The 19,793-nt window shown below is 60.2% G+C and carries 20 protein-coding genes and 3 tRNA genes; 12 read left to right on the top strand and 11 right to left on the bottom strand.

The genetic code is table 11. From position 1 onward, the window contains the following. The first annotated feature begins 69 nt into the window (after nucleotides 1–69). Together ACWHRL_RS05395 and ACWHRL_RS05390 are read left to right on the top strand one after the other, a co-directional pair. A complete protein-coding gene (locus ACWHRL_RS05395; RefSeq protein ID WP_447895542.1) occupies nucleotides 70–468 on the top strand; it encodes a DUF4878 domain-containing protein in 399 nt (132 codons plus the stop codon). Beyond that, complete coding sequence (locus ACWHRL_RS05390; protein ID WP_447895541.1) at nucleotides 468–1,043, top strand: YiiX/YebB-like N1pC/P60 family cysteine hydrolase; 576 nt, start codon at nucleotides 468–470, stop codon at nucleotides 1,041–1,043. The genes ACWHRL_RS05395 and ACWHRL_RS05390 overlap by 1 nt, the downstream gene beginning before the upstream one ends. A 311-nt stretch (nucleotides 1,044–1,354) precedes the next feature. Here ACWHRL_RS05390 and ACWHRL_RS05385 read toward each other — a convergent pair. The 3 genes from ACWHRL_RS05385 to ACWHRL_RS05375 all read right to left on the bottom strand — a co-directional run bounded on the left by ACWHRL_RS05385 (nucleotide 1,355) and on the right by ACWHRL_RS05375 (nucleotide 1,683). After that, nucleotides 1,355–1,430: transfer RNA gene (locus ACWHRL_RS05385), tRNA-Asn, on the bottom strand. 54 nt (nucleotides 1,431–1,484) lie between these two features. Further along, a tRNA-Asn gene (locus ACWHRL_RS05380) sits at nucleotides 1,485–1,560 on the bottom strand. Nucleotides 1,561–1,607: 47 nt separating this feature from the next. Beyond that, nucleotides 1,608–1,683 (bottom strand) — tRNA-Asn (locus ACWHRL_RS05375). Nucleotides 1,684–1,875: 192 nt separating this feature from the next. On the opposite strand from ACWHRL_RS05375, the gene miaB reads away from it, so the two are divergent. The 6 genes from miaB (at nucleotide 1,876) to ACWHRL_RS05345 (ending at nucleotide 7,785) form a co-directional block, all read left to right on the top strand. After that, nucleotides 1,876–3,234 carry a tRNA (N6-isopentenyl adenosine(37)-C2)-methylthiotransferase MiaB gene (miaB, locus tag ACWHRL_RS05370; protein WP_447528225.1) on the top strand — a complete coding sequence of 453 codons (1,359 nt, stop codon included), beginning with the start codon at nucleotides 1,876–1,878 and terminating at the stop codon, nucleotides 3,232–3,234. An 86-nt stretch (nucleotides 3,235–3,320) separates the two neighbouring features. Then, on the top strand, nucleotides 3,321–4,409 hold the full coding sequence (locus ACWHRL_RS05365; protein ID WP_447528224.1) for a PhoH family protein: 1,089 nt from the start codon (nucleotides 3,321–3,323) through the stop codon (nucleotides 4,407–4,409). Then, nucleotides 4,406–4,867 (top strand): rRNA maturation RNase YbeY, encoded by a 462-nt coding sequence (gene ybeY / locus ACWHRL_RS05360; RefSeq protein WP_447895540.1) that lies wholly within the window; start codon nucleotides 4,406–4,408, stop codon nucleotides 4,865–4,867. Before ACWHRL_RS05365 ends, ybeY begins: the two co-directional genes overlap by 4 nt. Before the next feature lie 72 nt (nucleotides 4,868–4,939). Continuing rightward, a complete protein-coding gene (locus ACWHRL_RS05355; protein ID WP_447528222.1) occupies nucleotides 4,940–5,824 on the top strand; it encodes an HlyC/CorC family transporter in 885 nt (294 codons plus the stop codon). A 55-nt stretch (nucleotides 5,825–5,879) separates the two neighbouring features. Continuing rightward, entirely contained in the window at nucleotides 5,880–7,361 is a 1,482-nt protein-coding gene (gene lnt / locus ACWHRL_RS05350) for an apolipoprotein N-acyltransferase (RefSeq protein WP_447895539.1), read from the top strand. 85 nt (nucleotides 7,362–7,446) lie between these two features. Continuing rightward, entirely contained in the window at nucleotides 7,447–7,785 is a 339-nt protein-coding gene (locus ACWHRL_RS05345) for a hypothetical protein (protein ID WP_447528220.1), read from the top strand. Nucleotides 7,786–8,348: 563 nt separating this feature from the next. Here ACWHRL_RS05345 and ACWHRL_RS05340 read toward each other — a convergent pair. The 7 genes from ACWHRL_RS05340 to prmB all read right to left on the bottom strand — a co-directional run bounded on the left by ACWHRL_RS05340 (nucleotide 8,349) and on the right by prmB (nucleotide 14,877). Further along, on the bottom strand, nucleotides 8,349–8,927 hold the full coding sequence (locus ACWHRL_RS05340) for an SCO family protein (RefSeq protein ID WP_447895538.1): 579 nt from the start codon (nucleotides 8,925–8,927) through the stop codon (nucleotides 8,349–8,351). 51 nt (nucleotides 8,928–8,978) lie between these two features. Beyond that, nucleotides 8,979–9,434, bottom strand: a complete 456-nt coding sequence (locus ACWHRL_RS05335) for a copper chaperone PCu(A)C (protein WP_447895537.1) — start codon at nucleotides 9,432–9,434, stop codon at nucleotides 8,979–8,981. Nucleotides 9,435–9,633: 199 nt separating this feature from the next. Further along, a complete protein-coding gene (phaC, locus tag ACWHRL_RS05330; RefSeq protein WP_447895536.1) occupies nucleotides 9,634–11,481 on the bottom strand; it encodes a class I poly(R)-hydroxyalkanoic acid synthase in 1,848 nt (615 codons plus the stop codon). 106 nt (nucleotides 11,482–11,587) lie between these two features. Further along, entirely contained in the window at nucleotides 11,588–12,067 is a 480-nt protein-coding gene (locus ACWHRL_RS05325) for a phasin family protein (RefSeq protein WP_447528216.1), read from the bottom strand. A gap of 265 nt (nucleotides 12,068–12,332) precedes the next feature. Next, nucleotides 12,333–12,701: a hypothetical protein gene (locus ACWHRL_RS05320; RefSeq protein ID WP_447895535.1), complete on the bottom strand. Its 369-nt coding sequence runs from the start codon at nucleotides 12,699–12,701 to the stop codon at nucleotides 12,333–12,335. A gap of 118 nt (nucleotides 12,702–12,819) precedes the next feature. After that, the gene (gene aroC, locus ACWHRL_RS05315) at nucleotides 12,820–13,905 is read right to left on the bottom strand and encodes a chorismate synthase (RefSeq protein WP_447895534.1); all 1,086 of its coding nucleotides are present in this window, start codon (nucleotides 13,903–13,905) and stop codon (nucleotides 12,820–12,822) included. A 12-nt stretch (nucleotides 13,906–13,917) separates the two neighbouring features. Then, the gene (gene prmB / locus ACWHRL_RS05310) at nucleotides 13,918–14,877 is read right to left on the bottom strand and encodes a 50S ribosomal protein L3 N(5)-glutamine methyltransferase (protein ID WP_447895533.1); all 960 of its coding nucleotides are present in this window, start codon (nucleotides 14,875–14,877) and stop codon (nucleotides 13,918–13,920) included. Nucleotides 14,878–15,073: 196 nt separating this feature from the next. On the opposite strand from prmB, the gene ACWHRL_RS05305 reads away from it, so the two are divergent. Then, complete coding sequence (locus ACWHRL_RS05305; protein WP_447528212.1) at nucleotides 15,074–15,643, top strand: Smr/MutS family protein; 570 nt, start codon at nucleotides 15,074–15,076, stop codon at nucleotides 15,641–15,643. Nucleotides 15,644–15,710: 67 nt separating this feature from the next. Here the strand turns inward: ACWHRL_RS05305 and ACWHRL_RS05300 are convergent, their stop codons facing one another. Next, nucleotides 15,711–16,598, bottom strand: coding sequence for an alpha/beta fold hydrolase (locus ACWHRL_RS05300; protein WP_447895532.1), 888 nt, complete (start codon nucleotides 16,596–16,598; stop codon nucleotides 15,711–15,713). Nucleotides 16,599–16,912: 314 nt separating this feature from the next. Between ACWHRL_RS05300 and ACWHRL_RS05295 the strand changes: the two genes are divergently transcribed. From ACWHRL_RS05295 to ACWHRL_RS05285, 3 genes are read left to right on the top strand one after another with little or no spacing between them, the layout of a single operon-like run. Beyond that, nucleotides 16,913–17,356: a LexA family protein gene (locus ACWHRL_RS05295; protein ID WP_447895530.1), complete on the top strand. Its 444-nt coding sequence runs from the start codon at nucleotides 16,913–16,915 to the stop codon at nucleotides 17,354–17,356. Further along, a complete protein-coding gene (locus ACWHRL_RS05290; protein ID WP_447895529.1) occupies nucleotides 17,353–18,657 on the top strand; it encodes a Y-family DNA polymerase in 1,305 nt (434 codons plus the stop codon). Before ACWHRL_RS05295 ends, ACWHRL_RS05290 begins: the two co-directional genes overlap by 4 nt. 41 nt (nucleotides 18,658–18,698) lie before the next feature. Continuing rightward, nucleotides 18,699–19,790, top strand: a complete 1,092-nt coding sequence (locus ACWHRL_RS05285) for an LBF_2804 family protein (protein WP_447896149.1) — start codon at nucleotides 18,699–18,701, stop codon at nucleotides 19,788–19,790. Nucleotides 19,791–19,793: the final 3 nt, after the last annotated feature.

Here is a 19,793-nt window from a genome sequence, read left to right as displayed (position 1 = left end):
CGCCTTGTATTGCCAGCCTAACGAATGTGTTAATTTATCTTCGGGGTCACATCATCTCAAGGTAAAAACATGAAACGTAACATATTCCTTACAGCCGCAGCGCTTCTCGCCGCTGCCCTTCTCACCGCTTGTTCAGGCGGCGAGCCCGAAGACACGGTAGAGACCTTTTTCCAGGCCACGGCGGACGGGGATGTCGAAAAAGCCATCGACCAGGTTTCGTTTGCAAGCGTTGGCGCGGAAGAAATGGTCGCCGCCAAGGGCAAGGTGCAGATGCTGGTAGGTGATCTACAAAACCGCATCGCCGCCAATGATGGTTTGGACTCCGTAGAAACGGTAAACACCAACATGCTCGAAGACGATCAGCGGGCGGTCATCCAGAGCACGATCCATTTCAATAACGGCAAATCCATGAATGAAAATACCCCTCTCGTAAAAGAGGACGGTGACTGGAAGATTTCTCTCGAGTAATGAGCATCCGACGGTCTTGCCTGATCCTGCTATCGCTGATCCTTCTGGCCCCCTTCGCGATAGCCGATCCACTCATTGGGGCAAGGCCCGGCGACCTGATCTTTCGTGAAGGCAACGAGGCTGTCAGCGATATCGTACTGGCCATGGATGAAGGGCACTTCAGCCATGTTGGCCTGCTGACCCAACGCGAGGGCGAGTGGGCCGTTATTCACTCGACCCCTGCCGAAGTCGAGGGGCGCATCGATGGCGTCGTCATCGATTCTCTCGACTTCTTCGTGTCGCCACAGCGCTCCCGGCATCACGCCATCTATCGCGTGGACGCAAGCGCAACGCAAAGAGAGCAGGCAATACAGTGGGCGCAGGCGCAAGAGAATACTCCGTTCAGCCTGCTGGACCCGGAAGGAATTTACTGCACAACGCTGGTATGGGAAGCCTGGCAAGCCGCAGGCGTCGACCTGGAAGCGCGGTTTACCCACTTGGCCATTCCGCTGGCCGAAGGAGATTTCCTGCTGCCAAGCGGGCTTCTCTCCTCACCCAGGCTGACCTTGCTGGAAACGCCACCGCCCACCGAATAAACCTGCTACTCCCCACAAAGACTCAAGGGCGTCACTCCAAGCCCCCAGCCCGCGTCTACCCGATCGAAAGACACACACATTCGCGATGATCGAGCACTCACCGCATAGCGGGCCGTATCATCAGCGGGCGTCAATGTGAAAGCTTACAGTCAGAAAAGCGAACGCTCGCCAACGAGAGGCCAATCAAAGAGAACACACGCTAAAGAGAGCACAAACCAAAGGGAGCTTTAAAAAAGCGGTATCGTGAAAGGAGACGTTAGGCTTAAAGCTTAAGAAGGGTTAAAAATCTTGAGAAAGGGAGAAAGAAGAGATGGCTCCTCGAACAGGACTCGAACCTGTGACCCAATGATTAACAGTCATTTGCTCTACCAACTGAGCTATCGAGGAATCATGCTTACCTGAAACGGCTATGCGAAACAGATAATAAAATCGGGAATAGCTTGGCTCCTCGAACAGGACTCGAACCTGTGACCCAATGATTAACAGTCATTTGCTCTACCAACTGAGCTATCGAGGAACAACCTTAAGCTATTGTATTTGAACAAGAACCAACACGCAATGTATTGGCTCCTCGAACAGGACTCGAACCTGTGACCCAATGATTAACAGTCATTTGCTCTACCAACTGAGCTATCGAGGAACTGCTCAAACACGGTGCGTAGTATACGCATAGAATCGTTTGGGTCAAGCATCGATTATTTTTGAGCGCTAGCCGCTGGTTTGATGTATCCGTATAATGGCCCCACTCCTAATGCACCGGCGCGCCTCGAGCGCAGCCCGTAGATACTCCATTCATTTTCGTCTGACGACGATCCATAGACGACAGGTACCGATGGCGAAGAAGCTCTTCATCAAAACGCACGGCTGCCAGATGAACGAATACGACTCCTCTCGTATGGCGGACCTACTCGGCGAATCCCACCAGATGGAACTCACCGATAACGAGAAAGAGGCCGACGTGATCCTGCTGAACACCTGCTCCATTCGCGAAAAGGCGCAGGAGAAGGTGTTCCACCAGTTGGGGCGCTGGAAAAAGCTCAAGGACGCCAACCCGGATCTGGTGATCGGCGTGGGCGGCTGCGTGGCAAGCCAGGAAGGCGATGCGATTCAAAAGCGCGCGCCCTTTGTGGATATGATCTTTGGCCCGCAAACGCTTCACCGGGTACCGGCCATGATGGATGCGCGCAGCGGCGCGTCGGCGTCCGCCAACCAGATCGCCGCGGTCGATGTCACCTTCCCGGAAATCGAGAAGTTCGACCACCTGCCCAAACCGAGCTCCGACGGCGCGACGGCCTTCGTTTCCATCATGGAAGGCTGCTCGAAGTACTGTACCTTCTGCGTGGTGCCCTACACGCGCGGCGAAGAAGTATCCCGCCCGTTCGAGCCGGTCATGGACGAAGTCATCCACCTGGCCGACCAGGGCGTGCGCGAGATCAACCTGCTGGGCCAGAACGTCAACGCTTATCGCGGTGAAAACCAGCTGGGTGAAGAGATCGACCTTGCCGAACTGATTGCCTGCGTGGCGGCGGTGGAAGGCATCGACCGCGTGCGCTTTACCACCTCGCACCCGGTGGAATTCACCGACAGCCTGGTAGATGCCTACGCCGAGATCCCGGAGCTTGTCAGCCACCTGCATTTGCCGGTTCAGTCGGGCTCGGACAATATCCTTTCCGCGATGAAGCGCGGCCACACCCGCCAAGCCTACATCGACAAGATGGAGCGCATCCGCGCCAATCGCCCGGATATTAGCTTCTCCTCGGATTTCATCATCGGCTTTCCCGGCGAGACCGAGCAGGATTTCGAAGACACCATGGACCTGATCCATCAGATCGGCTTCGATCACTCCTTCAGCTTCGTTTATTCGGCGCGCCCGGGCACTCCGGCCTCTGGCCTCGAGGACGAAACGCCGGAGAGCGTGAAAAAGCAGCGCTTGGCGATTTTGCAGGACCGTATCCTTCAGCAGGCCGCGCAGATCAGCCGCCGCATGGTGGGTTCGACCCAGCGCATCCTGGTCACCGGCTTCTCGCCGAAGGACCCGGGTCAGCTCTCCGGGCGCACCGAGAATAACCGGGTAGTGAACTTCCGCGCGGCCAACCCGGCGGACTTCATTGGCTACTTCGTCGATGTCGAGATCACCGAAGCACTGCCCAACTCGCTGCGCGGCGAGCTCACCTCCCCCCAGCGTTTTTGACGCGTATTTAGCCCAGGTAATTGCTCAAAGCAAGCCCTGGGCAGTAAGCTCTGGTTTACACACATCAACGAACGGGTCCACAACTTTTGAGCCAGCCATCATCTCAGGCCAACCGTATCATCACCCTAAGCCTTGAACCCAATGACCCGCAGCGCCTCGCTAGCCTTTGCGGGCAGCGCGATGAGCACTTGAAGCTCATCGAAGACCGGCTGGACGTCACGCTGAGAAACCGTGGCAATATCTTTCAGTTGGCCGGGCCGGCGAACCGTATCAAGGCCGCGTCCAACGTGCTGGAGCACCTGTACCGCGAAGCCGCGGCCAGCGAGCTCTCGCCGGACACGGTGCACTTGTTCCTGCAAGAATCGGGACTCGAGTCGTTGGACGAAGACGAAGAAAACGAAGACGGCAGTAGCGAAGTGATCATGCGCACGCCGCGCACCATGATCAAGCCTCGGGGCTTGAATCAGCAGCGCTACGTCACAAGCGTGCGTGAACACGATATCAACTTCGGTATCGGCCCGGCGGGTACCGGTAAGACCTACCTGGCCGTAGCCGCGGCGGTCGAGGCGCTCAACAACCAGGAGGTACGCCGTATTCTACTGGTGCGCCCGGCGGTCGAGGCCGGCGAGAAACTCGGCTTTCTACCCGGCGACCTGGCTCAGAAGATCGACCCTTACCTGCGCCCTCTTTATGACGCGCTTTACGAGATGATCGGCTTCGAGCAGGTCGCCAAGCTGATCGAGCGTCAGGTGATTGAGATCGCCCCGCTTGCCTACATGCGCGGGCGTACGCTCAACAACGCCTATATCATTTTGGATGAGAGCCAGAACACCACGCCGGAGCAGATGAAGATGTTCCTGACCCGGATCGGCTTTGGCTCGACGGCGGTGATCACCGGGGACGTCACCCAGGTGGATCTACCCAAGGGCCAGCGCTCCGGTCTCATCCAGGTGCTGGATGTATTGAAGGACACCCCCGGGATAGGCGTGACGCATTTTGCCGCGAAGGACGTGGTACGCCACCCCCTGGTTCAGCGCATCATCGAAGCCTACGATGCGTTCGAGTCCGAGCAGGAAGCCCAGGAGCGCGCCCAGCGTGAGGCGCGCCAGCAAGAGCGTGAGGCACGCCTGGCCTCGCGCGATCATCACTCAGCGGGCGGAGACGGCTCGCGATGACCGATATCGTGATCGACCGCCAGGTGGCGGTCGAGGCTAAAGAGATCCCTACACTCGAACAGCTCACCCAATGGGTGGGCTGTGTGTTTTCTCACCATCCGGATGACCCCCGCCACGAGTTGACGATCCGCCTGGCCGAGCCCCAGGAGAGCCAGGCGCTGAATCGCGACTACCGAGGCAAGGACAAACCCACCAACGTGCTCTCGTTTCCTTTCGAGTGTCCGCCCGGGCTAGAGCTTCCTTTACTGGGCGATCTGGTGATTTGTCACGAGGTCGTCGTCAACGAGGCGCTCGAGCAGCAAAAAGCCCTCGACCACCACTACGCGCACATGGTGATTCACGGCACGCTGCACCTGCTTGGGTACGATCATATCGACGACGACGACGCCCAGGTCATGGAAGCGTTGGAGCGCCGGCTGCTTGCAGGCCTTGATATCCCCGACCCGTACTGCGTATAACGTTTATTTTCCAGACGTATCCCGATACACCTGTCCGTCACGAACTAGTCCGTAACCAAGAGATCCGACGCAATGAGCGAAGACCCATCGAGCACGTCCAATCAAAAATCCTGGCTCGAGAAACTCTTTGGCGCCCTCACTGGTGAATCCGACGAACCCAGCTCTCGTGATGAGCTGCTCACCTTTTTGCGTCACACCGCCGGCAAACTGAAGCTCGATCAGGATGCCATCATGATCATCGAAGGCGCGCTCGAGATCAGCGACCAGCAGGTGCGCGAAATCCTCATCCCCCGCTCCCAGGTCTCGGCAATCGCCATCGACCAAACCAGCGACGGCTACCTGCCGCTGATTCAGGAAACCGGCCACTCGCGCTACCCGGTGATCGGCGAAAACCTCGATGACATCAAGGGCATTCTTTTGGTCAAGGACCTGCTGCCATTGCTGTCGCAGTCCCAGGAGCGCCGGGATGCGTTTTTGCTGGAGGACGTGCTGCGCCCGGCGATGTTCATCCCCGAGTCCAAGCGCTTGAACAGCCTGCTAAAGGAATTTCGCGATACCCACAACCACATGGCCGTGGTGGTGGATGAGTATGGCGGCACCGCGGGCATCGTCACCATCGAAGATATTCTCGAGCAGATCGTGGGTAATATCGAAGACGAGCACGATACCGATGAAGAGGACGCCATTCGTCGACTCGACAACGGCCATTTCGCCATCCGCGCCCTCACCCCGATCGAGGACTTCAACGAGCGCTTCGATACCGACTTTTCCGATGACGAGTTCGACACCGTGGGTGGCCTGGTCATGCAGCAGTTCGGCCACCTGCCCGGGCGCGGCGAGCACACAAACCTTGGCGGCTGGCACTTTATCGTTTTGAACGCCGATAACCGGCGCATTCGCCTGCTCGAGGCCTACCGCGACAGCAACGAAACCGCTACCGCGACGGACACCGACTAACCCGAACCCGGCGCCTTTACATCGTTGGCTTTTACTTCGCTCACAGGATATCGCTATGGGCTTTACGTCTCGGTTCGCTTTTCAACTGCTCGCCGCCCTGATCGCGGGCGGCTTTACCACGCTAACGGCCTCTCCTTTCGAGCTTTGGTGGTTGGGCCCGGTCGCGGTAGGGATGCTCTTTGCAGGTATTCACTACCTCTCCCCCGGCCAGGCCGCACTCAAGGGGTGGGCATTTGGGATTGGGCTCTTTGCCACCGGCACCTCCTGGGTGTACGTTTCGATTCACGACTACGGCTATACCGGCGTGCCGCTGGCGGTGCTTTTAACCGGCCTTTTCGTGGGCGTACTGGCGCTTTTCTACGCGCTGTCGTTCTGGGTGTTTCGCCGCTTTGCCGGCGAGCGCCTGACGTTTTTGAGCTTTGCGGGTATCTGGGTGCTGGGCGAGGTACTGCGCACCTATCTGTTCACCGGCTTTCCCTGGCTTTTATTGGGCTCGTCTCATGTGGACTCGCCGCTTGCCAACTGGGCGCCGCTAGGCGGGGTGTATCTTCTTTCGCTGCTGGTCGCCCTCAGCGGCACGTTAGGCGTTATGGTGCTGCGCCGACACTTCTGGATGGCGCTACCTCTGGCAGCCATTTGGCTGATCCCCCTGGCACTCCCCCAACTTTGGACCGCTCAGGCCAGCCAGCCGACCCGTGTGGCGCTTTTGCAGGGTAACCTTTCGCAGCTGATCAAGTGGACGCCGGAGGGCCAGCGCGCCGCTGCGGATATCTACACGGAGCTGACCCAAACCGTCAGTAACGAGGCGGATCTGATCATCTGGCCCGAAACCGCGGTGCCGATGTTCGAGTACCAAGCGCGCCCCGTGCTCGAGCGCCTCCAGGCGGATCTGCCCGAAGAGACCGCGCTGATGACCGGTATCGTTCAGCTCGACGAGCAGAACCGTTACTTCAATAGCATGATCGGCGTGGGCAACGTGTCCGGCAGCTACCAAAAAGAGCACCTGGTGCCCTTTGGCGAGTATCTGCCGCTCGAAAGCCTTTTGCGCGGTGCGATCGACTTTTTCGACCTGCCCATGTCGAGCTTCGCCAAAGGCGAATCGGTTCAGGCACCGATGGAGGCCGGCGGTCTGCGTATCGGCAACGCGATCTGCTACGAAATCATTTATCCACAGCTGGTTGCTAGCCGCGCGCTTGAAAGCGACGTGATCGTGACGGTCTCCAACGACACCTGGTTTGGCGCCTCGATCGGCCCGCATCAACACCTGCAGATGGCGCGCCTGCGTGCGCTGGAGAACGGCCGCTATGTACTGCGCGCCACCAGCAACGGTATCACCGCGATCATCGACGCCCGGGGCAACGTGGTGGACCGCGCCCCGCAGTTCGAGACCACTTCGCTGACCGGTGATTTCTACGCCATGCAGGGGCAGACGCCGTTTACTCGAATGGGCAGCCTGCCGATCTGGATACTGGCCGCGCTGATGAGCATGGCGGGGCTTTTACGCGCGCGCACAGAGCGGCGCAAGACACTGCTTTAAAGATGGCTTTCAAACGCTGGCGGGTGCGTCATTATGGCCCAAAGCGCCCGCTTGACTGGGAAGGGCGCGGTGGCATAATGAGTTCATGCTTAAATCTCGCCCCTTCCTACTGTTGATTGTCCTTCCCCTCGCTTTCATGGCGATCGTGGGGGCGGCCATCTTTGGCAGCCAGGCACTCTCGGCCAGCAAAGTGGATCAACAGATCCAGTCGGCGATCGCCGCCGAGCTCGACACCGAGCTTCCCGTAGAGCTTTCACAGCTGCAGGAAATCCAGTACGGCTACGGCGTCTGCGGGCTCTATAAAACCGCGCATTCCGAGAATGGCTATGCGTCGTTTTTCTACGACACCACCAACGAGCGCCTGACACTGGACGTCAATTCACGCCTTTATACGTCCAACTGCGGCCTTTCGTCGGTCTGCTAAGTTAGCCCGTTTAGGCGGGCCGAACGTTCAAAAGAGTGCCCAAAAGCGACCATTAAAAAAGCGCCCTGCGGGGTAATGCCGATCAGTTAAGCTTGGCTATCACCTGTGGGACGGAGCTTTAGCTCGCGACGGGTGGCTTGGCCAGGGCGCCTGACGGCGCCATTCGCCGAATTGTCGGACCACCGCTGAAGCGGGCTCCACAACAACGAAATCTTGCATCCATCCCTTGTAGGAGCAGGCTTCAGCCAGCGATGCAGCGCAACGCGCTGCTGGGGTTGGTGATGATGGCAACCAAAAGTGCCGTCGCCACCGAAGGGCGGCTATCGCCGCCATCGCCCAATGGAATTGGGCTCCTACAATGGAGTCGTGCCCCATCCCTCGTAAGAGCAGGCTTTAGCCAGCGACGCAGCGCAACGCGCTGCTACAATAGATTTACCGCTCGTTATGGGTAGGCAAAAGCCTTAACTGATCGGCATTACCCTGCGGGGCGCTTTTTTGTACCTGACTTTCGAGCACTCTTTCGAGCATTTTTTTGAACTACCTTGTGACCTATCCCTCTTGACCTATCCCTCTGCGATTACGCGGCGAAGGTCGGCGAGCACGTCCTGATCGGAGTGCGGGTCGCGCACCAGAAAGCGTGGCTCGCCCTCTTCGTTGAAGGCAAACACGGCGCTCGAGTGATTGACGATATAGTCGCCGCGCTCGTTGGGCTCTTCGAAGGTGTAAGAGATCCGGTAGCGGTTGGTTAGCGCGTCGATCTTCTGCTTATCGCCGGTCAAACCGGTAAATTCGGGGCCGAAGGCGTCAGTGTAGCGTTTGAGCACCTCGGGCGTGTCGCGGTTCGGGTCGACCGAAATCAGCAGCATTTGTACGTCGTCGCGCTCTTGCTCGTCGAGCCGGTCGAGGATCGACGCAAAACGCGCTAGCGTCAGTGGACACACGTCCGGGCACTGGGTGTAGCCAAAGTAAACCAGGGTGGTTTTACCGCGGTACTCCTCGGCACTCGCCGCCTGACCGTCGTCGTCGGTCAGGTCGAACTCGAGCGGCGGCATGATCTCTTCGATGTCGGTGGTGCGAAAGGTCTCGTCACTACAGCCCACCAATAAAGCCGCTGCCAGCAGCGGCCATAGCACTTTTTGCATACTCACTATTCTCTACCCAGGGTATTCAAGATCGGGTATTGACGCCGCACGTTAAAGCGACGCGGGGGACACCACGCCGAAGGTGACCGGCAGACGCTCTTCTTCGAACTCGAGCGTTACCTCGACCTCGTCACCCTCTTGTAGCGCGTCGACGCGCTGCATGAACATCAGGTGATGGCCGCGCGGTGCAAAGCTGAACGTTTCGCCTGGCGCGATCTCGATATCTTCGATGGCGTGCATGTGCGCCATGCCGTCGTGCTCGGTGCTTTCGTGCATCTCGACCTTTTCAAAGGCATCGCTTTCGGCGCCGATGAGCGTAATGGCGGTGTCGCCGTCGTTGGCGATGTCAAAGTAGCCAGCACCGGGCGTATCCCCCGGCACCAGGCTCAGGCGTGGGTTGGACACATTGATAGTGCTTGCCTGAGCGCTGACCGCTCCCAGCAAAACGGCGGCGCCCAGCAGGACGGGAACGACGCTCCGCTGTACGGATTTGAGTGTATCGAGCATGCATGATCTCCTGAGCAGGCGTTCGGCTTGAGGCAGCGGCGTTTCAGCCCGGTGCCGCAAACACTCATTATACGCTATTACCCTACGCCCTTTAGAAGCGCCGCCCTCCCGATGCGACAATTTGCCTGAGCGCCTGGACCCAAAAAAGCCCGGCGCGCCGGGCTTGATCGTGCGTGGCCCTGGTCACTTTACATCAGGGTCACTCTACATCAGGGATCTCGCCAAGAACGTCGGGGATGGATTGGCGCACGTAGCGCCCAGGGGCGGGTTCGACCACGCTCAGCCCGCCCTCTCCCGGTACGCGCGCGGCCACCTTTTTTTGTGCATCGGCATAGCCATTTTGGGTCATCCACGCCTGCCAGTGCGGCCACCAGGACCCCTCGTTGTGCTGGGCGCCCTCGAGCCAGGCGTCCGGATCCGCGGGTAGGGTATCGTTGGTCCAGTAGCCGTACTTGTTCTTGTGCGGCGGGTTCACGATGCCGGCAATATGGCCAGAGCCACCCAGCACGAAGGTGACCGGCCCTTTGGGCAAAAGCGCGCCATGGTAGGTACTGTTCCACTTGGCGATGTGGTCCTCTTTGGCGGAGACGAAATAGCTTGGCGTGGAGACCTTGCGAAGGTCGATCTTCACGCCATCGAGTTCGATGCCACCGGGCTCGACCAAGCGGTTTTCCAGATACATGTGGCGCAAATACCAACCGTGGGTCGCGGCGGGCAGGTTGGTGCCGTCGGTGTTCCAGTAAAGCAGATCGAACGCAGCGGGTACGTCGCCCTTCAAGTAGTTGTTGATGAAAAACGACCAGAAAAGATCGTTTTCCCGCAGCAAATTGAAGGTGTAGGCCATGGAGCGGCCATCCAGATACCCTTTTAACTGCATGGACTGCTCGATCCCCTGCACGACGGACTCGCTCAAGAAAACGCCGATATCCCCCGGGTCGCGAAAATCCTGCAGCGTGGCCATGTAGGTGATGGATTTCACTTTACGCCCGCGGCGCGTGCTGTTGAGGTACGCCACGGTCGAGGCCGCCAGCGTGCCGCCCACGCAGTAACTCATCAGGTTGACCGACTTCTCGCCACAGGCTTTTTCGATCGCCTCCATCGCGCTGATCGGCCCCATCTGCATGTAGTCCGCCCAGGTGACGTCGTGCTGTTCGGGGCCGGGGTTTCGCCAGGAGATCAAAAAAACGCTGTGGCCCTGGTCCACCAGCCACTTCACCAGCGAGTTGTCCTCGCGCAGATCCAGAATGTAGTACTTGTTGATCCAGGGCGGCAGGATCAGAAGCGGCGTTTTGAAAACCTGTTCCGTGGTAGGCGTGTACTGGATCAGCTGGATCAGCTCGTTTTCAAACACAACCGAGCCTGGCGTGACGGCGATGTTGTCGCCGATACCGAATGCCTGGCGGTCGGTCATGCGTACGTTGATGCCCTCGGCGGAGTTGGCCAGGTCCTCGCGCAGGCGGGTCAGCCCGTCTACCAAGTTTTGCCCTTTGGTTTCCATCGTGCGCCGCACGACTTCCGGGTTGGTGGAAATAAAGTTGGAAGGCGACATGGCGCTGACCAGCTGGCGGGCGTAAAAGGTGAGGTGACGCTTGCTCGTTCCTTCGAGCCCGTCCAGCTTGCCGATCAGCTCGTCCACGGTTTGCGAAAAGAGCAGGTACTGCTGCATCAAGGAAAGATAGAACGGCTCACTGGTCCAGGCGTCGTCCTTGAAGCGGCGATCCCCTTGAGCGGGTTTGATCAGTGGCGTCACCGTCTCGCCGGCAAGGCTGCGCATACCCTGCTGCCATAAAAGCCACTGATCCTGCATTAGCCGCGTCTGGGTTTCCCACAAAAGGGTCGGGTCGCCCATCAGCGACTGGGCGGCCGCCTCGAAGCTCTGACGCATATCGCCGTAAACGGAATCGGCAGCTTCGCTGGGCGCCATCTTGCCAAGCAGTTCTTCCATCAGAGCCTGGTACTGCTCGCCCACTTCCTCCAGTACGCTTTTCCAGGCGGCCATCTCGACCTGGCTCAGGCCTTGCGGCGCCGTGTTCCACGCTGACTGCATACGTTGCCTCCCTGCGCTTCGGCGACGCGCTGTTGCCGAGGCGCTTTTACCTCTTTACCCAACGGCTAATAAAGACGGCGCCCGAAGGCGCCGTGAGCATTACCGATTACTTCTTGCGAGTAGATTCGCTGCTGGCCTGGCCGCTGGGGTCGCCGCCCTTGGCGACGTTGCTCGCCTGCTCGCTCATTTTGCGTCCGGCTTCGTTTGCCTGCTCGCGCATTTGACTGCCGGCGGCGTTGGCCTGCTCGCCCATCTGGCGGCCGGCATCGCTGAAGAGCTTCTCCATTTCGGACTTGAACGTCATGCTCATTTCGCCCATGGCGCGCGCGTCTTCCTGCATCTGCTCGGAAAGCTCTTTCATCATCTCGGCCTGCTGGGCGCCGAAGTCGCGCATGCTCTCGGCATCGCTTACGTCGGTTGCGCGGCGCACGCGATCAGAGCCCATCTGAGTGTAGCGCTGCATCGCTTCGAGCTGGTAGTGGGTCAGCTTCTGCATGTTGTCGAGCATCAGCGAGTTCATTTTACGCATCGGCTCGAACATCTGGCGGGTCTGACTGTTGAAGGCATCAAACATTTTGTCCTGCATGGTCCTGGCTCCTTTCAAGGCAATGGAGGTCACATCAATGTATGTAGAGAGGTTCTACATCGCTTTTTTATACACGTTATGCTGCGCGAAGAGAGGCTTGCATACTCGTTGACCCATCGCCCAGCAAGCGCCGTTTCATAAGGCCTGATACCGTCCAAAAATCCGCTTTTAAAAAGACGGCACGTCTCTTTTGTAACCCGAAACAACCCTTCGGCGCTACCAAAAGCGTAGTGACTGGCGCCGCGTTTGGCAACGCCGTTCCGAATTACTCTTTGGCGCGCGAGCGGGACGAGGCGCTGGCCCGCGTCTTTTGCTCTTGGCTCTGCGCTTGCGTCTGCTCGGCGTCATCCTTGGCCGTCTCACCGCCGGTGGCACTGCCCGCCTGCTTGAGCATATCCAGCATCATCTGCTGGTAGGTGCCAAAGTGGGCAAGCCCCTGGGAGAGCCCTTGCTGCATCATGGGTTGCTGCAGGAAAGGTCGCATCAGGCTCATCGGGTCGTACCCTTCCACCCCGGATTCCATCTGGCGCTGAATGCTGTCGAGCAAATGCTGCTGAAACGCTTCCACATCCGGCAGGCCCAGCGACTGGCGAAACTCTTCCGGCGTAAGGTCGAACTCAACGTTGATTTTCATGGGCGGCTCCCTGTGCTCGTATGACGCGCTGTTGTTATACGGTTGTGAAGAGGATGGTGGTGGCAAGCGATGCTTGCGCTGCGTTCAAGTGTAGCAGCGCAAACGTCGACGGACTTTGTCAGCTCAAGCGGGGCGTGGTCACACTGACATCACCATTCTGGCCACGATGTCTTAGCAGGTGATCCAGCAACGTGATCGCCATCATCGCTTCACCAATGGGCGTGGCACGAATACCGACACAGGGGTCGTGACGTCCCTTGGTGATCACCTCGACCGGCTCGCCGTGAACATCGATCGAGCGCCCGGGCGTGGTGATACTCGAGGTGGGTTTGAGCGCGATGCGGGCAACGATCGGCTGGCCGCTCGAAATACCGCCCAGGATGCCGCCGGCCTGGTTGGAAAGAAAACCTTCCGGGGTCAGCTCGTCGCGGTGCTGGCTTCCACGCTGGGCCACGCTTTGAAAACCTGCGCCAATCTCGACGCCTTTCACCGCGTTGATGCTCATGAGCCCATGGGCAAGCTCGGCGTCCAGGCGGTCGAACACCGGCTCGCCAAGGCCAACGGGTACGCCCTCCGCGACCAGAGTAATCTCCGCGCCGATCGAGTCCTGGTCGCGGCGCAACTGGTCCATGAACGCCTCGAGCTCGGCCACGCGCGCGGCGTCCGGGCAGAAAAAGGCGTTTTGCTCCACCGCCTCCCAGCCTTTGAACTCGATCTTGAGCGGGCCTAGCTGGCTCATGTAGCCGCGCACCTGAATGCCCTGGGCGGCCAACACCTTTTTGGCGATGGCACCGGCGGCGACGCGCATGGCGGTTTCCCGGGCGCTGGAGCGCCCGCCGCCGCGATAGTCGCGGTGACCGTACTTGTGGTGGTAGGTGTAATCCGCGTGGGCGGGACGAAACTGATCCTTGATTTTGGAGTAGTCTTTCGAGCGTTGGTCGGTGTTCTCGATCAAAAGCCCTATCGAGGTACCGGTGGTTTTACCTTCGAACACGCCGGAGAGAATGCGCACCTCGTCCGGCTCCTTGCGCTGGGTGGTATGGCGCGAGCTTCCCGGCCGGCGACGGTCGAGCTCGGCTTGAAGATCCTGCTCGTTGATCTCGATCCCTGGTGGGCAGCCATCCACGATGGCGCCCAGCGCCGGGCCGTGACTCTCGCCGAAAGTGGTCACGCTGAAGAGTTTGCCAAACGTATTGCCAGACATGGAGACGACTCCTTACGCAAATGACGCCGCGTGGGCGTCGAGTTCAGCAGCGCTGATGGCAAAAACGCCCTGGCCGCCATGCTCGAATTCAAGCCACATGAAGCCAACCTCGGGAAAGGCCTCTTCGACGTGACGATCGGAATTGCCGACTTCGACGATCAGCCAGCCGTCATCGCTCAAGTGACTCCGTGCCTGGCGCAGAATGCGCCGCACGATATCCAGCCCGTCAGCGCCGGCGCCCAAGGCAAGTGCGGGCTCGTGGCTAAACTCCGCGGGCATGGTGGCCAGGTCCTGGGCGTCCACGTAGGGCGGATTGGAGACGATCAAATCGAAACGCTGGCCTTTTAAGCCATCGAACACGTCGGACTCTACGGCGCGCACCCGGCCGCCCACGTCGTGACGGGTAATATTTTGGCGCGCCACCGCCAGCGCGTCCTGGCTGATATCGGCAAGCGTGACGTGGCAGGTGGGCAACGTAAGCGCCGTGGCGATACCGATACAGCCCGAACCGGTGCACAGATCGAGCACGTGCTCGGGGGGCTCTTCATCGAACCAGGCGCCGAAGCCATCCAGGATCAACTCGGCAATGGGCGAACGGGGAATCAACACGCGCTCGTCCACATCAAAAGGAAAACCTGCAAAAAACGCCTCGCCCAGCAGATACGGAAGCGGCGCACGCGTCTCGACGCGCCTGCGCACCAGCTCGACGATACGCTGGCGCTCGACGGGCAAAAGCCGTGCCTCTTGCACGCCGGGGTCGACGTTCCAGGGCAGGTGCAGCGCCCCCAAACATAGCGCAACCGCTTCATCCCAGGGGGCGTCGGTGCCGTGACCGTAGTGAAGACCCGCCACGTAAAACTCGCTGGTCGCCCAGCGCAGATAATCGCGCAGCGTGATCAAGTCGCTGGTTAACGCCGACTCCGGCAGAGTAAGCGTCGAGTGAGAGGTCTCGGCATTGAGGTGCGTGGTCACAAGGGCTCCTGGCTGAGCGCGCGGCGGCGTAAAGCCTTACCGCCGCGGGGGTTTAAAAACGTCGCTTGGTAAACGCCGCTGTGTAAAAATCGTTAAATAATTGTACCTTCGACGCCGCCCGGTTCACAGCGCCGTTAGGGCCGCTATACTGTGCGTTTTCAAGCCACTTTTCACCCCGCTATTTTGTGAGCCTCCCATGTCGCGCCGCCGCCACTCGCCCAATGATGAAGATATCAGCGCCTTTCGCCAGGCGCTTCAGGAGGCGGGCGTGCGGCGCCTCATTAGCAATCAGGCGGACCCGGGCAAACCCAAGCGCGAAAAAGACGCCCAGGCCGCACGGCGCCAGGCGGCGGTCAAAGGTGGCGATCAGACCGCGACCGGGCGCACCTCCGACGGCCGCGTGGAGCCGGTGCGCCCGTCGGAATACCTGGAATTCACCATTCCCGATCTACCCTACCGCACGTTTAGCCAGCTAAAGCGCGGCCAAACCGCCTGGCAGGCGGGACTCGATCTGCACGGCTATACCCTGGAAGAGGCCCGCCTGGAGCTCGAAAGTTTTCTTCGCGACGCCGCTGACCAAAGACTTCACTGCGTACTGGTGGTGCACGGCAAGGCCTGGGGCGCCACGGCGGACTTCCCCGTTCTTAAAAGCCATACCAACGCCTGGCTCAGAGAATGGCCGGGGGTACTGGCATTTTGCTCCGCCGTGGAGGGCGATGGCGGCACCGGCGCGGTGTACGTACTGCTTAGAAAGCGTGGGCCGTAAACGCGGCTGCCAGCCACGGTCTGGCATGCGCCGCTCGAGGGTTTCACACTCCTTTCGAGCCTGCTCATCACTGCCCGTGCTTGCCGGCTTCGCGTTCGCAATATTCACCTATCACACTGGCGACCGTTTCCACGGCCTCGGGCTCCAGGTGTAGGTGGTGGCCCCCCGCCACTATCTGGCGCGTCAAGTGCCCCACCGCCTGGCGAGCCTTCTCCGACCAGCGACGCGCGGCCAGAATGCCTTTGTCTCCCTCGATTAACAGGACCGGGGACTGTATACCGGCCAGAAACGCCAGCACCTGCTCCGGGGTGAAGCGCACCAGTGACGGTTTGAGCAGGCGGATGTCGGTGCGCATTTCGATAGTACCCTCGGCGTTTGCCTGGGTGTTGCGCTCGACCACCGGGTAGATCGTGGCGCGGGTCACCGGGGTGACGCCACCGGCCACCCGGGCGGCCACTGCCGCTTCGATATCGGCGTAGCGCGGCGGCCTGGAAAGCGGGCGTCGGTAAGCCAACAGTCCTTTACGTAGCTGCTCGGTGCTCTCGTGGGCCTCGGTGTTGAGCGCGCCCAGCCCATCGATCAGCAGTAGTTGCTCTACGCGCTCGGGGAGTGCGGCGGCCAACACGCAGCTCACCGCCGCGCCCATGGAGTGGGCCAGCAGCGTGGCGCACTCGAGCCCGAGCTCGTCCAGGGCGTCGAGCACGTCGAAGGTATAATCCCACAGGGCGTAGTCGGCGTTAGCCGGGCCGTGTTCGGAGTGGCCGTGGCCGCGAAAATCGATCGCCACGATGCGGATATCGAGGGCGCGAACCAGAAGCGGCGCCAGCCGTGTAAAGCTTGCGGCGTTGTCCAGCCAGCCGTGCAAGGCAAGCCAAACCGGCGCGTCGGGCCGCCCCCAGGCAAGCCCCGCCAGGCGGCCACCGGCCAGGGAAAGCGGTCTTTCGGCGTCGTTCATGAGCAGTGCCTCGTCGTGTTCATGCGCATTTACCTTGATGACGCTTTATAGCGTAAACGTTACCATGCCAGGCCCAACGCCTGGACCGCTTCAAGCGCCCCTTTTTTAAAAATTCCTGCCTGATGAGTACCGTTATGAAACCTCGCCGTGATACCCGCGTTCGCAATACCGTGTTTTTTATCGCCGTGATCAGCGCCATCGTCGTGGGGCTTTGGCTCGCCCGCTGAGAAAGTGCATACCGTGACCCTTGCATTTTTCTTCTCGAAAACAAATACTGTATATACATACATTATTTTATTCTCGAGGACGTCACGATGCCGTCTCAACCCGCCCACGTTGCGACAGCCTGGCCGTTAACCTTTCAACCGCTGGCGTTTCCCGGCCTGTACGCGCGTGCCGGGTTTAGCGGCTTTCCCTCCCCCGCCCAGGATTACGAGCAGCGCACGCTGGATTTGAACACGCGGCTGATCAAGAACCCGACGCAGACGTTTTACCTGACCGCCACCGGCGACAGCATGGAGGGCTGGGGCATCTTCGATAACGACCTGTTGGTCGTGGACCGCAGCATCCAGCCGCGCCTTGGCCATATTCTGGTGGCCATGTTCGACGACGAAGTGCTGATCAAGCGCTACGCGCTGCATGGCGGCACGCCGCACCTGTGCTCTGCCCACCCGCGCTACCCGCCGCTGCCTCTGGAAAGCAGCGACTGTCAGCTTTGGGGCGTGGTGCGCGCGGTCATCCACGAGTACATGCCATGATCGGCCTGGTCGATGCCAACAACTTCTACGTTAGCTGCGAGCGCGTCTTTCAGCCCGCCCTCGAAGGCCGGCCCGTCGGCGTGATGTCCAATAACGACGGCTGCATCATCGCCCGCTCGGAAGAGATGAAAGCCATGGATATCGCCATGGGCGTGCCCGCTTTCAAGCTCGAGACGCTGCGCCGCCAGGGGCGTATCCACCTAAAATCGTCCAACTACGAGCTTTACGGGGATATGTCGGGAAGGCTTTGCCAGCTCTTGCGCGACGCCTGCCCGGCGGTGGCGCCCTACTCCATCGACGAAATGTTCATCTATCTCGACGGGTTGAGCCCCGCGCAGTGCCAGGCCATGGGTGAGGCGCTGCGTCGGCGCATTCGCCGCCACCTGGGGCTCCCCGTCTGCGTGGGCCTCGCCCCCACCCATACGCTTGCCAAACTGGCCAACCACTACGCCAAAAAGCGCGCCCACTACCAAGGGGTATGCCTGCTGCACGCCGACTCCCAGGAAAGCGCCGCGCTTTTAAAGCAGACCCCGGTAAGCGCGGTGTGGGGCATTGGCCGACGGCTGGCCGAGCGGCTGGCGGTCAACCAGATCCGCACCGCTTGGGAGCTTCGCGAGTGCGACCATCACGATCTACGGCGGCGCTTTTCCGTGGTTCTGGCCCGTACTGCGCTGGAGCTTCGCGGCACGCCGTGTCTTGAAATGAATGCGGTGAACGAGCCGCGCCAGCGCATCATGACCTCGCGCTCGTTCGGCAAGCCAACCGGCGTTAAAGCGGACCTTCACCACGCCCTCAGCCGCCACGCCCAGCGCAGCGCCGAGAAACTCCGTGAGCAGCGAAGCCTGGCGCGGGCGGTGATGATTTTTCTCAGCACCAATCGCCACCGCCAGGACCAGCCGCAGTACTTTCCCCACGCGATGATTGCGCTGGCCTCGCCAAGCGACGATACGCGAGTAATACTTACCGCCGTGCGCGAAGGCCTCGAGCAAATCTACCGCCCGAATCATCGCTTCATGAAAGCAGGCGTGATGCTTTTGGATCTGGTCGATGCCGAGCAGTATCAGCTGTCGCTTTTGCATCAGCCCCCGCGCCATCAGCACCACCCCGAGTTGATGGCCACCATGGACGATATCAATCAGCGCATGGGCCAGGGAAAAATCGGCTTTGGCGCCGCTCCGGAAAAAGCCGCCTGGCATTTGCGCTGCGCCCATCGTTCGAACCGCTTTACCACCCGCTGGGACGAATTGATGCGCGCGGGCACCCACCCGGGTGCAATCAAAGCGTGTACTACGCGAAAGTAGCCGCTACCCTGTAGGGCAAATACAAAGTCTATTTGGTGACCATGCCGCTTACCCGCCCCGACCAAGAATTTGCTCCTTCCCCGGATATCATGCAGCGCTGGGCGAGCCGCCACATCGGCCGCCGTCTCACCCGCCATACCGCGCTTACCGAGCCCGACCGGGCCGCGGTCAAGAAAAGCCGGCGCTGGGTGATCCTGTGGGCGGCCATGGCGGGAATTATCTCGGGCACGCTGATTGGCGGCTCCGAGTGGTGGATGCGCCAGGTGCTGGTCAGCGATTGGGAGTCTTTATCGTTTCGCGAACAGTTGCCCTACTGGGCCGGCTACATGGTGTTTGCCGGCTTCGTAACGCTACTGGAAATCGGCTTTCTCTACTGGAACGCGCTGCGCGGCGTAGCACGGGTGAGCTACTTTGCCGGTTTGAACTACAGCGGCGAGTCGCCCCAGCCACCAACGGTCGAGCTAACTCTACAGGGGGTAGCGCGCGTGGCACTGGAGTACCCAAGCCCGGGCAGCCTGATTTACGGGGTCGACCCCCACGCCTACCTGCACGGCTGGAAACTGACCCTGCGCATGCTGCTTTACCGGCTCAAGGTCAGCATGAGCAGCTTTTTGCTGCGTATGGTCATGCGCCGCCTGCTGGGGCGCTTAACGCTACGCGGGTTGCTGCCCATGCTGATGGCGCCGCTCTACGCGGTGTGGAACGCCTGGATCGCCGCGCGGGTCACCGAAGACGCCTACCTGCTCGCCTGCGGCCCGCGCCAAATCGAGCGCATCATGGAGCGCCTTGACGACGCACCGGAACAAACGCGCAAGCTACTGGCCCAAGGCGTGGGCGAGATGATCATGCGCAACCAGCACCCCCACCCCAACCTGGTCCTGGCCCTATCGCGCCTGCTGGCGACGCTACCGGACAAGCCCAATTCGCTGGAGGTGGACTGGCCCACCGCGCTTCGCGAGTACGCCGCGCTCGATGAGCAGCAGCGCACACCGCTGCTGGAAAGCCTGACTCAAACGGTGCTTTTAAGCGGTGGCTATCGCGGCGCGCGCAAAAAGTTTCTGCAGGAAGTATTCGCCCACTGCCAAACGCCGCTGACCCAAGGGTTCATCGACGAACAGCAGCTCGACCAGTAACCC

The organism is Vreelandella sp. GE22 (assembly GCF_968212445.1).
The sequence above is the reverse complement of the archived record's forward strand: the minus strand, read 5'-3'. Positions and strand labels throughout refer to the sequence as shown.

Excerpts from the sequence above, each read along its gene's own strand:
- ACWHRL_RS05395 (WP_447895542.1), top strand. The coding sequence starts at position 70 with ATGAAACGTAACATATTCCTTACAGCCGCAGCGCTTCTCGCCGCTGCC.
- ACWHRL_RS05390 (WP_447895541.1), top strand. The coding sequence starts at position 468 with ATGAGCATCCGACGGTCTTGCCTGATCCTGCTATCGCTGATCCTTCTG.
- miaB (WP_447528225.1), top strand. The coding sequence starts at position 1,876 with ATGGCGAAGAAGCTCTTCATCAAAACGCACGGCTGCCAGATGAACGAA.
- ybeY (WP_447895540.1), top strand. The coding sequence starts at position 4,406 with ATGACCGATATCGTGATCGACCGCCAGGTGGCGGTCGAGGCTAAAGAG.
- ACWHRL_RS05355 (WP_447528222.1), top strand. The coding sequence starts at position 4,940 with ATGAGCGAAGACCCATCGAGCACGTCCAATCAAAAATCCTGGCTCGAG.
- lnt (WP_447895539.1), top strand. The coding sequence starts at position 5,880 with ATGGGCTTTACGTCTCGGTTCGCTTTTCAACTGCTCGCCGCCCTGATC.
- ACWHRL_RS05345 (WP_447528220.1), top strand. The coding sequence starts at position 7,447 with ATGCTTAAATCTCGCCCCTTCCTACTGTTGATTGTCCTTCCCCTCGCT.
- ACWHRL_RS05340 (WP_447895538.1), bottom strand. The coding sequence starts at position 8,927 with ATGCAAAAAGTGCTATGGCCGCTGCTGGCAGCGGCTTTATTGGTGGGC.
- ACWHRL_RS05335 (WP_447895537.1), bottom strand. The coding sequence starts at position 9,434 with ATGCTCGATACACTCAAATCCGTACAGCGGAGCGTCGTTCCCGTCCTG.
- phaC (WP_447895536.1), bottom strand. The coding sequence starts at position 11,481 with ATGCAGTCAGCGTGGAACACGGCGCCGCAAGGCCTGAGCCAGGTCGAG.
- ACWHRL_RS05325 (WP_447528216.1), bottom strand. The coding sequence starts at position 12,067 with ATGCAGGACAAAATGTTTGATGCCTTCAACAGTCAGACCCGCCAGATG.
- ACWHRL_RS05320 (WP_447895535.1), bottom strand. The coding sequence starts at position 12,701 with ATGAAAATCAACGTTGAGTTCGACCTTACGCCGGAAGAGTTTCGCCAG.
- aroC (WP_447895534.1), bottom strand. The coding sequence starts at position 13,905 with ATGTCTGGCAATACGTTTGGCAAACTCTTCAGCGTGACCACTTTCGGC.
- ACWHRL_RS05305 (WP_447528212.1), top strand. The coding sequence starts at position 15,074 with ATGTCGCGCCGCCGCCACTCGCCCAATGATGAAGATATCAGCGCCTTT.
- ACWHRL_RS05300 (WP_447895532.1), bottom strand. The coding sequence starts at position 16,598 with ATGAACGACGCCGAAAGACCGCTTTCCCTGGCCGGTGGCCGCCTGGCG.
- ACWHRL_RS05295 (WP_447895530.1), top strand. The coding sequence starts at position 16,913 with ATGCCGTCTCAACCCGCCCACGTTGCGACAGCCTGGCCGTTAACCTTT.
- ACWHRL_RS05290 (WP_447895529.1), top strand. The coding sequence starts at position 17,353 with ATGATCGGCCTGGTCGATGCCAACAACTTCTACGTTAGCTGCGAGCGC.
- ACWHRL_RS05285 (WP_447896149.1), top strand. The coding sequence starts at position 18,699 with ATGCCGCTTACCCGCCCCGACCAAGAATTTGCTCCTTCCCCGGATATC.